An 11,443-nucleotide genomic window follows, 5' to 3' on the forward strand; every position below is an offset into this window, starting at 1 on the left:
TTAGAGTAAGGTTGTTCTTTAAAAGTGAAGAACAGACAGCAAAACTTTTATTAATATACGAAAACAGCCACAAATAATAAGCGAGGTGTACCAGTATGGAAAATGAAAAAGTGAAAGATATAAAAGTGATTGTTTTTCAGTTGGAAGAAGAGGAATATGCTGTTTCCGTACAGCAGGTGGGATCTATAGAACGAATTCAGCCGATTACCAGAGTACCGCAGACGGAAGCATTTGTAAAAGGTGTCATCAATTTAAGAGGTGTCATTACGCCTGTTATCGATATACGTGTCCGTTTTGGTCTGAAAGAAAAAGATTATACGGAATCCACCAGAATCATAATTGTCTATTTGGATGATATGGAAGTAGGATTGATTGTTGATTCTGCAAATGATGTCCTTGATATTCCTGAAAATACTATAGAACCTGCACCGGAAGTAATAGGCGCAGTGAATACTGACTATATTGAAGGGGTGGCAAAGATAGACGATAGACTTCTTATTCTGCTTGACTTGCAAAAGGTGTTGACCCCTGATGAAATGAATGAATTAAAAACAGTGGAAGGGTAGACATATGGATTTTACAAGACTTACATACGTACAAAGAGATGTATTAAAAGAAATAGGCAATATAGGAGCAGGGAATGCAGCCACATCCATGTCGGAATTACTCGATAAGAAAATTCACATGCAGGTTCCGACAGTAAATGTAGTTGGCTTTGATGAAATGATGGACATGATTGGCGGCCATGAACAATTAATTACAGCCTTGTTTTTTCGAATCGAAGGGGAGATGCCCGGAACAGTGTATTTTATATTAAGCCTGGAAGAAGCACAACGCCTGGTGGGGCAAATAACGAAACAAAGCGGAGGCAGGCTGTTGGGAGAGGACTTTGATGAAATAGCAGTTTCCGCCCTGCAGGAAGCGGGCAATATCCTAACAAGTTCCTATTTGTCTGCGTTATCGGACTTTACCAACTTACATATGCAGCCATCTATTCCGTATTTAAGCATTGATATGGCTGGTGCCATTTTAACTGCCGGATTAGTAGAGTTATCTCAGGTTACAGATTATGCCATTATCATTAATACAAGAATTAAACATAAGAACAGTGAAGATGGCGTACAAGGCAATTTCTTTTTGATCCCCGACCCTTCGTCTTTTCATAAATTGTATCAATCACTGGGAATAGATGATCATGAATGAAAAACAGGCAATCGTTAAAGTGGGAATTGCGGATGTAAAATTCGTTAAGAATCCGGGAATGATACGAACCTCCGGATTGGGATCATGTGTAGGGGTCGTCGTTTACGACGCAAATAAAAGGGTGGCAGGGATGGCTCATATTATGTTGCCTGATTCCAGTCTGGCAAGGCAAAAAAATAAAAATATATATAAATATGCTGATACCGCAATACCATTTTTAATAGATCACTTAATAAAAAAGGGAGCTTCGAAAGTTCGGCTTAAAGCAAAGCTGGCAGGAGGTGCTCAAATGTTTTCCTTCTCCTCCCAGTCGGACATGATGCGTATTGGAGCCCGGAACACTAAGGCAATTAAGGAAATTCTATGTGAATACCGTATTCCTGTCATTGCCCAGGATGTCGGAGGAAATGCAGGCAGAACGATAGAATTTGATACAGTCACCAATAAATTGAAAATAAGAAAAATAAATGAGAAAGAATTTTTTATTTAGACAAATAACAGATTCAGGCTGATTTGGCTAAGGGGCAAGGCGGCAGGAAAGGAGGAATTGATTATGAAAAAGAACAAGCCATCGCAGGAAGCTGTACTTTGGAAGAATTGGCTGGAATACAGAGATGAGCAGGCGGCTAACAAACTGATCCAGCGATATATGCATTTAGTCGGCTTCCATGTGGAGAGAATATCCAGCCACTTACCGACAAGCGTAAACAAAGACGATGTGAAGAGCTTTGGTCTTATTGGCTTATTTGATGCAATAAAAAAATTTGAACCGAGCAGGGAATTAAAATTTGATACATATGCATCCTTTCGTATCCGTGGTGCAATTATGGATGGATTGCGAAAAGAGGATTGGATACCAAGAACATTACGGGATAAAATCAAAAAAGTAGAGAAAGTGACCGAAGAACTTGAACAGCTTTACCAACGGAAACCAACAATGGAGGAAATAGCTAAAAGCACCGGTTTGGAAATAAAGGAAGCAGAAACTATTATAAGAGATTCGTTGTTTTCTAATATTCTATCCATAGAAGAAAAACCAGCTGATGAAAAATCAGATATTAAAGAAGGTGCAGGTTATTCCGTTCCGGACAGAATGGCTATACTTCCGGAAGATCAGCTCATTTCCAATGAATTAAATAAAGAATTGGCTGAAGGGATCAAAGCATTAAATAAAAATGAACAAATGGTAATCAGTCTTTTTTATCATGACGAGTTAACATTAACCGAGATAGGAAAGGTACTTGGTTTGACTACATCCCGTATTTCTCAGATACATAAAAAATCTATTGTTAAGTTGAAAGATTCACTAAGAAAAATACAGGCGATACAATAATGGTAAAAAGGGGAAGGACCTATGGAAAAACTCGGTGATTTTTTTCATATTGCTGTTTCCGGTGATCGTATGGCGGCTGAGCTTCAACTGAAAGACAGTGATCTGCTCCCGAATTTCAATATAGATGAAGATGCAGTCAGACAATTGCTGCATGACTATAATATTAAGTATGGATTTAATGAGGGAAACCTCAGACGCTTTCAAACTAATCCGACGCCAGATATTTTTCCACTTGTAATTGCAAAAGGAACACCGGCTATCCACGGGAAGGATGGGAAGGTAAATTTTGTGACAAATATCCACCCTACTGAAATTCAGCGCAGCCCGGGGTGTAACTTTCGGGATGTTATGCGTATTCCTTCCATTAAAAAAGGAGAAAAAATTGCCAACGTAATAAATCCGACCGAGGGAGAAAACGGAAGAGACGTACACGGTCACGTAATTCCAGCAAGACAAGGAAAACCCTCCAAAATGAAATCGGGCAAAAATACGGTGTTCTCGGAAACAAGTCAAAGCTTCTATGCAGCAGCAAACGGGCAATTGAGCGTCAGCGGTAAAAATATTCATGTACAGCCTGTATATGAAATAAATGAGACACTGTCCATGAAAGAAGGAAATCTTGAGTTTACAGGAACGATTATTATTCGAGGAAATGTTCCATCCGGATATACTGTTAAAGCAGAAGGAGATATTAAAGTATTTGGTATAGTTGAAGCGGCAACACTCATTTCCGGAGGTTCCATTTTTATAACAGAAGGTCTTGCCGGACAGAAAAAGGGGTATATTCGAGCAGAAGAATCCATCCGGCTTGGATACATCAATCAGGGGAAGGTATTTGCGGGGAATGACCTCTTTGTGGAAAATTCCATTATCCATAGCGTTTGCACAGTGAAAAATCATGTGTTTTGCCAGAAGGGGAATATTATTGGAGGGGTTTTATCCGTCGGAAAGACACTGGAAGCTAAAGATATAGGTTCGAGATTTGGCGCGAAGACGGAAATTGTCTTTGGTCTGGATAAAGTATTACAGAATCAGCAGGAAAAATGGAGTAAAGAAAAAGAACAATTGCAGGAGACGATACAAAAGCTGACCATCCTCGGAGAAAAATTAAAACAGCAGAACAGCGAAAGGGATCCAAAGGCCAGAATTATGTTATTGAGACAAAAAAACTCCTATGCAAAAGCAAAGAAAAAACTGGCGGATATAGAAACAGTTTTGGAAGAATCTGTTGCCCAAATAGGTAGGGAATCAGAAGCAGAGCTTATTGTCAATAATTATTTGTTTAATCAAGTCACTGTCGCTTTTGGCAAATATAAAAGGATGATTAAATCAGACTACCATTATGTTAAAATGTATTTGCGTAAGAATGAAATAGTTATTGAACCTTTGTTTCTTTGAACTGAATGTGCAGGATAAAAAGCATATGCTGCCATAAAGGTTATAGAAACACTCAACTTATTTATTTGGTGTCTCCATTGATTATTAACGAATAGAGGTATTATATGGTTTCATTTGTTCTAATCATCAGCTTTTTATTGCATATTATTACATTTGCGGCAATATACCAATTGCTCAAGCAAATTCAAACGATTAAACAAGAAAATGCTGAAGATATTCAGGGAGTATTAGATACATATCTGCAGGAAATAAGGAATGAAAATATCCGGTTGCAGCGGGCAGTTCAAAAGGACGAGGCGTCCAATCAGGAGGCACAGCCGTTGCAGAAAAATGAGGAACCTTATGCCATCACAACTGCGACAAAAACTGCCGGGAAACAAATAGAAGAAAATGATCAAAAAGATTATGTGGAAGCATCGCTCCATTCCCGTATTCTGCAAATGCATGCTGAAGGGGTTTCTGAATCGGAAATTGCACGGAAACTTAACTGCGGGAAAACAGAAGCAGCATTGATCATCAAATTATACGGTTAGCAAACATCGTTTATAACTAATAATGATGATTAATGCATTGACTGCCGAATGCATGATGTGTTTTTCACCCATTCGATTCAAGAAGACTTAAGTTTTTAGTTCTAATATTAAAATCTCACGGTTTCATTAAATATGAGCGAAGGCAAGTTTTTCTTATGTTTTACTTGATTACAGCCGTCTGTTATGATATATTATTTTTTGGTGTAAACACTTGGTTCGTGCATAACGGACCGGGAAAAAAATACACACGCCCGGGGATTTGTTTAGATGGTGCCAATGATGCAAGGGTCTCTAAACAATATGAACCGGCCGGAGGAAAAAACCATAAGGAGGAAGAAAGATGTCAGCAATTTCAATGAAGCAATTACTTGAAGCTGGTGTACATTTTGGTCACCAGACACGCCGTTGGAATCCAAAGATGAAAAAATACATCTTTACGGAACGAAATGGCATTTATATCATTGACCTACAAAAAACAGTTAAAAAGGTTGATGAAGCGTATAACTATGTAAAGGAACTTGCAGCAAACGGAGGTACCCTTCTATTTGTCGGAACCAAAAAGCAGGCCCAGGATTCAGTCCGGGATGAAGCTACCCGTTCAGGTATGTTCTATGTAAACCAGCGCTGGCTCGGTGGAACACTGACTAACTTCCAGACAATCCGTAAACGGATCAACCGTCTGAAGGACATTGAGCGCATGGAAGAGGACGGTACCTTTGAAGTGCTTCCGAAAAAAGAAGTTGGTGAGCTGCTTAAAGAAAAAGATCGTTTAGTAAAGTTTCTTGGCGGAATCAAAGAAATGGACAGACTGCCTGATGCTTTATTCGTTATTGACCCGCGGAAAGAGCGGATTGCTATTGCTGAAGCTCATAAATTAAACATTCCTATTATCGGGATTGTGGATACAAACTGTGATCCGGATGAAATCGATTATGTCATTCCGGCAAACGATGATGCGATCCGCGCAGTAAAACTTTTGACTTCAAAAATGGCAGATGCTATTTTAGAGGTGAAACAGGGAGAAGAATTGGAAGAAGCTCAGCCGGAAGAAGTTGAGGCTGTTGAAACGGAAGCCGAAACAACTTCTGCAGACACAGAAGAGGAAGCTTCCGATACAAAAGAAGTCTAACTATTAAAAAGGTAGGGTGATAAGAGGAGAAGAGCCTTTTATCACCTTTTTTACAGCAAATATGATGATAAGTTATTAAATGAATCAAGGAGGAAGTAATTATGGCAATTACTGCAAAAATGGTTAAAGAACTGCGTGAAAAAACAGGCGCAGGTATGATGGACTGTAAAAAAGCATTGCAGGAAACAGATGGGGATATGGATAAGGCAATTGATTTTCTGCGTGAAAAAGGGATTGCAAAAGCAGCGAAAAAAGCAGACCGTATTGCTGCAGAAGGTCTGGCGCATGTGGAAACAAAAGGCAACACAGCAGCATTGCTTGAAGTAAACTGTGAAACCGACTTTGTTACCAAAAATGATCAGTTCAAGCAATTACTTTCCGATATTGGCAATCAATTGGTTGAAGCACAGCCATCCACTGTGGAGGAAGCTCTTGGTCAAAAGATGCAAGGGTCTGAAGATACACTGGAAGCATATATCAATGCAGCGGTGGCAAAAATTGGAGAAAAAATCTCTTTGCGCAGGTTTACTATTTTAACAAAAACTGATAATGATGTATTTGGTGAATACCTGCATATGGGAGGAAACATTGGCGTTCTGACTTTGTTGGAAGGCACAAATGACACGGACCTTGCCAAGGATATCGCCATGCACACAGCAGCGATCAACCCACGTTATATTTCCCGCGAAGATGTGGATGAAGAAGAAGTGAACCGCGAACGGGAAGTATTGAAAACACAAGCATTGAATGAAGGAAAGCCTGAAAACATCGTGGAAAAAATGGTGGAAGGCCGTCTGGGTAAATTTTTTGAGGAAATTTGTCTGTTGGAACAAAATTTCGTTAAAGACCCGGATCAAAAAGTCAAAAAATATGTTGCAGATAAGGGTGCAACAGTAAAAGCGTTTATCCGCTATGAAGTCGGCGAAGGTATGGAAAAACGGGAAGAAAACTTCGCTGATGAAGTAATGAGTCAAATTAAAAAATAATATATGTGATCTACAGGGAACCTAAGCAGTTCCCTCTTTGCTTAGAGGCCGGGACATAAGTAACTTCATCAGCCGCTTGCGGAGCCGGATTATACATTGAGCGGCCGGTGGTTTTCTGCCTTCAATGATTTGACGGACCAACATTGGCACTAAAAGTTATGTCCCAGCCTGTTACGAAAGTGTAAGATTTGCTTGCAGAAGCCTTTTTGACAAAAAACCGGGTTTTCTAACACAAACCATCAATATAAACCAGATAATTCAGTTTTTCTATGGAGGTTATTATGACAACAGCTCGTTACCGCAGAATCGTACTTAAACTAAGTGGAGAAGCTTTAAGTGGCCAACAGGGTTCAGGAATAGGGCCGGAAATTATTCAGTCCATTGCTTCTCAGGTGAAGGAAGTTGCTGAACTGGGTGTCGAAATTGCCATCGTTGTTGGCGGCGGCAATATTTGGCGGGGAAAAGTAGGAAGTGAAATGGGAATGGACCGGGCGACGGCGGACTACATGGGAATGCTGGCCACCATTATGAATTCATTGGCTTTGCAGGATGGCCTCGAAAAGATCGGAATTCCAACCAGAGTACAGACATCTATTGAAATGCGCCAGGTTGCTGAACCTTACATCAGGAGAAAAGCCATTCGCCATTTGGAGAAAAAGCGTGTTGTCATTTTTGCCGCTGGTACGGGGAATCCTTATTTCTCAACAGATACAACTGCTGCTTTACGTGCTGCTGAAATTGAAGCAGAAGTAATTCTGATGGCAAAAAATAATGTCGATGGAGTATACACTGACGATCCGAAAATTAATAAAAATGCAAAGAAATATGAGAATCTTTCTTATATGGAAATGTTAAATGAAGGGTTGGGCGTGATGGATTCAACCGCCTCCACCCTATGCATGGATAATAATATTCTGTTAAAAGTATTTTCCATTACCGAAGAGGGAAATATTAAACGAGTTGTACAAGGTGAAGAAATTGGAACAACAATAAGGGGGAAATAGTAATGGCGGATCAAATTAAAAAGCAAATGAAAGACAAAATGGGTCAGGCAGTGCAGGCTTTTTCCAGAAATTTGGCTACCGTAAGGGCGGGAAGAGCAAATCCAAGCTTATTGGATAGTGTGCACGTGGACTATTACGGCGCCTCTACTCCGTTAAACCAATTGGCATCCGTAGGTGCACCGGAGGCAAGATTGCTTGTTATTACTCCTTATGACAAGTCTGCATTATCAGACATTGAAAAAGCCATTCAAAAAGCCGACTTAGGGCTGTCGCCATCCAATGACGGGAATGTTATCCGAATTAATATTCCTGCTTTAACAGAGGACAGAAGGAAAGAATTAGTAAAAGTTGTAGGGAAATACGCTGAAGAATCACGTGTTCAGGTCAGAAATGTACGTCGTGAGGCAAATGATCAATTGAAAAAGAATGCTGACCTGGCGGAAGATGAATTGAGAAGTGCCCAGGATGAGGTTCAGAAAATAACAGACGACCATATTAGGCAGGTTGATGAGCTTGCCAAAAATAAAGAAAAAGAAATTATGGAAGTGTAGATGAATAACAGGTAAAATATGTATACATGCCCTCTTATTTAAGGGGGCTTTTGTATTCTTTTTAGATTATCGGTATAATTAAGTAGGATTTTCATGATATAATGATGTTTCATTACGTAAAGTTCATTCTATGGGAACTTCATGAATAAAATAAATTGTATACAGGATAAACACGTGCATTCGGAGGACAGATTATGTCAAAGAAACTTCCTTTTTTTAATAAGGGTAAAAATGTTATAAATGATTCAATTGCTGCGGAAAGCGTACCAAAGCATGTCGCCATTATAATGGATGGAAATGGACGCTGGGCAAAAAAAAGAGGCCTTCCCCGGATTGCGGGTCATAAAGAAGGTGTGAATTCGGTAAATAAGATTGTCAGAGCCGCACATAAATGCAATGTACAAATATTAACCTTATATGCTTTTTCAACGGAAAATTGGAAAAGACCAACTTCTGAAATAGAGTTTCTCATGAAACTTCCAAAGGAATTTTTACATATATATTTACCTGAACTTATGGAAAATAATGTTCAAATCAAGACGATAGGGGACTTTGATGCTCTTCCCGATTATACGAAGAAAGCAGTACAATATGCGAAAGACAAAACTAAAAATAATGATGGTCTGATTTTAAATTTTGCACTGAATTACGGCAGCAGATATGAAATTATAAAGGCGATTAAGCAAATCATGACTGATGTGAACGGGTCAAAATTAACGATTGATTCATTGGATGAAAAAGTATTCTCCGACTATTTATATACGCAGGGCCTCGCTGATCCGGATCTACTAATACGAACGAGCGGAGAAAAGAGGTTGAGCAATTTTCTGTTATGGCAGTCGGCCTATACTGAATTTTGGTTTACCGATGTGTTATGGCCCGATTTTGACGAAGAAGTTTTTCTCCAGGCCATTGAGGATTATCAGCACCGCATCAGACGTTACGGAGGAGTTTAAGGTGATGAATGAACTATGAAGAAACGGATCATTACAGCCATCGTTGCACTTATTATATTTTTGCCATTTGTAATTATTGGCGGCTGGCCATTCAAATTCTTCGTTTATCTATTAGCAACAGTCGGGCTTATAGAACTGATGAGAATGCGCCAGGTGCCTGTATTCTCATTCCCGTCCCTGTTGGCTTTGATCTTATTATGGTTATTCTTACTGCCTCAGGAGACGTACGCTTTTAATATGGATTGGTTTTCCAAAGTGGAAGTTTTGCTGATTATTGTCATGCTTTTGCTCAGCTATACTGTTCTTTTGAAAAACAAGTTTACATTCGACCATGCAGGTTTTATTCTGTTGGCTGCATTGTATGTCGGCATGGGTTTTTTCTTTTTTATTGAAACCAGGGATTCACCCAATGGGCTGATAAATATTCTTTACGTCTTTCTGATTGTCTGGGCAACTGATACCGGTGCTTACTTTATTGGAAGATCATTCGGTAAACGTAAATTATGGCCGGAAATCAGCCCGAAGAAGACAATTGAAGGGGCAATTGGCGGCATTGTTCTTGCTACATTGACGGGAGTTATATATCATTTAATTACACCCTTTTCATATCCCATTATTATTATTATCGGTGTAACGATGCTGGCTTCCATTTTTGGACAAATTGGTGACCTGGTTGAGTCAGCATTAAAACGACATTACGGGGTGAAAGATTCCGGAGATATATTACCGGGCCACGGCGGAATATTAGATCGTTTTGACAGTCTTCTCTTTGTATTTCCGCTGTTACATTTTATCGGTTTTATGTAATGTTATGATATGGGTGTCTGAACGTTGTATCCTAAGAGGGGCTAAGAATGGGAATATTGTCTGCTTCTTAGGCCATAACCATGTTAAACAAGGTAAATTATTTTAAAATATTTACAGTCTGTCTCACATATAGTTGGTATAGGCCGGGTAATGGATTTTTTGACCTTGCCGCTACCGAAGATAAAACAAGCCTGTAAATCCGTGTTATAATGCCGGGTTATAGCGCTTAAAGGAAGGTGTTTTTTTTGACCACAGTAATTGCATTTATATTCATGTTCGGCCTGCTTGTGTTTGTACATGAATGGGGTCATTTGATTTTTGCTAAGCGTGCCGGTATGCTGGCTCGGGAATTTGCCATTGGCTTTGGACCGAAAATCTTTTCATTTGTAAGAAATGAAACACTTTATACCATACGTTTATTGCCAATTGGAGGATATGTACGGGTGGCGGGGGAAGACCCGGAGATTATTGAATTAAAACCCGGTTACCATATTGGCCTTGAATTTAATCAAGAGGGCAAAGTAAATAAAATCATTGTTAATCATAAATCAAAGCATCCAAATGCACGGGTCATTGAAGTGGAACAAGTGGATTTGGATCATGCGTTAACTATAGAAGGTTATGAAATAGACGAAGAAGATGAAAAGCTTATCTTTGATGTAGATCCAAAAGCACTGTTTGTGATGGATGAAACTGAAACACAAATTGCTCCGTATGATCGTCAATTCGCTTCGAAAACAGTCGGACAGCGGGGAATGCAGCTGTTTGCAGGTCCTATGATGAACTTTGTACTGGCCATCGTTATTTTTCTTATCATCGGGCTTACTCAGGGGGTTCCTGTAGACGAAGCTCAACTGAGTGAGGTATTGCCCGACAGTCCTGCAGAAGAAGCCGGTTTTCAGCCAGGCGATGAAATTATACAAATAGAGGGAAGCCCGGTTTCTACTTGGGAAGAGTTTACCACCATTGTAAGGGATCACCCCGAGCAAGAAATAGCGATGGTAGTGGAGAGAAATGGTGAGCAGGTGCCCCTGACAGTTGTGCCGGACAGCTTGTCTCAAATGGATATGGATGGAGAAGAGATAACGATTGGACAGATAGGTGTATATCATGCTTTTGAAAAATCGTTCTTAGGAACGTTTGAGTGGGGCTTTACACAGACTTTCGAAACAACAAGAATGATTTTAACGAACTTAATGATGCTTATTACCGGACAAGTTTCGATTGAATTGCTTTCAGGTCCTGTCGGAATATATGATGCAACAGATCAGGTGGTACAGACCGGTTTCATGAATTTCTTAATGTGGACAGCCATGCTGAGCATTAATCTTGGTATTATTAATCTCGTACCACTGCCTGCACTTGATGGGGGAAGATTAATGTTCGTAGGCCTTGAAGCCGTTCGGGGAAAGCCTATTGCCCAGGAAAAAGAAGGGCTCTTTCATATTATTGGATTTGCATTCCTCATGCTGCTAATGATTGTAGTAACATGGAATGATATTCAACGGCTTTTCCTGTAAAAGTATAAATGTTGAAAGACCCT

Annotated in this window: 13 protein-coding genes; all 13 read left to right on the forward strand. The window is 39.7% G+C overall.

Going from position 1 to position 11,443, the window contains the following annotated elements; genetic code table 11:
* Positions 1-95 precede the first annotated feature (95 nt).
* The 13 genes from ACZ42C_RS03205 (at position 96) to rseP (ending at position 11,420) form a co-directional block, all read left to right on the forward strand.
* Positions 96-566, forward strand: a complete 471-nt coding sequence (locus ACZ42C_RS03205) for a chemotaxis protein CheW (protein ID WP_461181287.1) — start codon at positions 96-98, stop codon at positions 564-566.
* Between the two features lie 4 nt (positions 567-570).
* Positions 571-1,203 (forward strand): chemotaxis protein CheC, encoded by a 633-nt coding sequence (locus ACZ42C_RS03210; protein WP_461181288.1) that lies wholly within the window; start codon positions 571-573, stop codon positions 1,201-1,203.
* Positions 1,196-1,693 carry a chemotaxis protein CheD gene (locus ACZ42C_RS03215; protein ID WP_461181289.1) on the forward strand — a complete coding sequence of 166 codons (498 nt, stop codon included), beginning with the start codon at positions 1,196-1,198 and terminating at the stop codon, positions 1,691-1,693. Before ACZ42C_RS03210 ends, ACZ42C_RS03215 begins: the two co-directional genes overlap by 8 nt.
* A 63-nt stretch (positions 1,694-1,756) precedes the next feature.
* On the forward strand, positions 1,757-2,536 hold the full coding sequence (locus ACZ42C_RS03220) for a FliA/WhiG family RNA polymerase sigma factor (RefSeq protein ID WP_461181290.1): 780 nt from the start codon (positions 1,757-1,759) through the stop codon (positions 2,534-2,536).
* Between the two features lie 21 nt (positions 2,537-2,557).
* Positions 2,558-3,934, forward strand: coding sequence for a DUF342 domain-containing protein (locus ACZ42C_RS03225; protein WP_461181291.1), 1,377 nt, complete (start codon positions 2,558-2,560; stop codon positions 3,932-3,934).
* Positions 3,935-4,038: 104 nt separating this feature from the next.
* On the forward strand, positions 4,039-4,467 hold the full coding sequence (locus ACZ42C_RS03230; RefSeq protein WP_461181292.1) for a DUF6115 domain-containing protein: 429 nt from the start codon (positions 4,039-4,041) through the stop codon (positions 4,465-4,467).
* 340 nt (positions 4,468-4,807) lie between these two features.
* On the forward strand, positions 4,808-5,596 hold the full coding sequence (rpsB, locus tag ACZ42C_RS03235; RefSeq protein WP_461181293.1) for a 30S ribosomal protein S2: 789 nt from the start codon (positions 4,808-4,810) through the stop codon (positions 5,594-5,596).
* Positions 5,597-5,697: 101 nt separating this feature from the next.
* Positions 5,698-6,582 carry a translation elongation factor Ts gene (gene tsf, locus ACZ42C_RS03240; protein ID WP_461181294.1) on the forward strand — a complete coding sequence of 295 codons (885 nt, stop codon included), beginning with the start codon at positions 5,698-5,700 and terminating at the stop codon, positions 6,580-6,582.
* Positions 6,583-6,863: 281 nt separating this feature from the next.
* Entirely contained in the window at positions 6,864-7,586 is a 723-nt protein-coding gene (pyrH, locus tag ACZ42C_RS03245; RefSeq protein WP_461181295.1) for a UMP kinase, read from the forward strand.
* Between the two features lie 2 nt (positions 7,587-7,588).
* Entirely contained in the window at positions 7,589-8,137 is a 549-nt protein-coding gene (gene frr / locus ACZ42C_RS03250; RefSeq protein WP_461181296.1) for a ribosome recycling factor, read from the forward strand.
* A 194-nt stretch (positions 8,138-8,331) separates the two neighbouring features.
* Positions 8,332-9,093 carry an isoprenyl transferase gene (locus tag ACZ42C_RS03255; RefSeq protein ID WP_461181297.1) on the forward strand — a complete coding sequence of 254 codons (762 nt, stop codon included), beginning with the start codon at positions 8,332-8,334 and terminating at the stop codon, positions 9,091-9,093.
* Between the two features lie 15 nt (positions 9,094-9,108).
* On the forward strand, positions 9,109-9,900 hold the full coding sequence (locus ACZ42C_RS03260; RefSeq protein WP_461181298.1) for a phosphatidate cytidylyltransferase: 792 nt from the start codon (positions 9,109-9,111) through the stop codon (positions 9,898-9,900).
* A gap of 245 nt (positions 9,901-10,145) precedes the next feature.
* Positions 10,146-11,420, forward strand: coding sequence for an RIP metalloprotease RseP (gene rseP, locus ACZ42C_RS03265; protein ID WP_461181299.1), 1,275 nt, complete (start codon positions 10,146-10,148; stop codon positions 11,418-11,420).
* Positions 11,421-11,443 lie beyond the last annotated feature (23 nt).

It is taken from the genome of Virgibacillus kimchii (assembly GCF_055379185.1).

Bases quoted from the DNA above. Each gene is read 5' to 3' on its own strand.
- ACZ42C_RS03205 (WP_461181287.1), top strand. From the start codon at position 96: ATGGAAAATGAAAAAGTGAAAGATATAAAAGTGATTGTTTTTCAGTTG.
- ACZ42C_RS03210 (WP_461181288.1), top strand. From the start codon at position 571: ATGGATTTTACAAGACTTACATACGTACAAAGAGATGTATTAAAAGAA.
- ACZ42C_RS03215 (WP_461181289.1), top strand. From the start codon at position 1,196: ATGAATGAAAAACAGGCAATCGTTAAAGTGGGAATTGCGGATGTAAAA.
- ACZ42C_RS03220 (WP_461181290.1), top strand. From the start codon at position 1,757: ATGAAAAAGAACAAGCCATCGCAGGAAGCTGTACTTTGGAAGAATTGG.
- ACZ42C_RS03225 (WP_461181291.1), top strand. From the start codon at position 2,558: ATGGAAAAACTCGGTGATTTTTTTCATATTGCTGTTTCCGGTGATCGT.
- ACZ42C_RS03230 (WP_461181292.1), top strand. From the start codon at position 4,039: ATGGTTTCATTTGTTCTAATCATCAGCTTTTTATTGCATATTATTACA.
- rpsB (WP_461181293.1), top strand. From the start codon at position 4,808: ATGTCAGCAATTTCAATGAAGCAATTACTTGAAGCTGGTGTACATTTT.
- tsf (WP_461181294.1), top strand. From the start codon at position 5,698: ATGGCAATTACTGCAAAAATGGTTAAAGAACTGCGTGAAAAAACAGGC.
- pyrH (WP_461181295.1), top strand. From the start codon at position 6,864: ATGACAACAGCTCGTTACCGCAGAATCGTACTTAAACTAAGTGGAGAA.
- frr (WP_461181296.1), top strand. From the start codon at position 7,589: ATGGCGGATCAAATTAAAAAGCAAATGAAAGACAAAATGGGTCAGGCA.
- ACZ42C_RS03255 (WP_461181297.1), top strand. From the start codon at position 8,332: ATGTCAAAGAAACTTCCTTTTTTTAATAAGGGTAAAAATGTTATAAAT.
- ACZ42C_RS03260 (WP_461181298.1), top strand. From the start codon at position 9,109: ATGAAGAAACGGATCATTACAGCCATCGTTGCACTTATTATATTTTTG.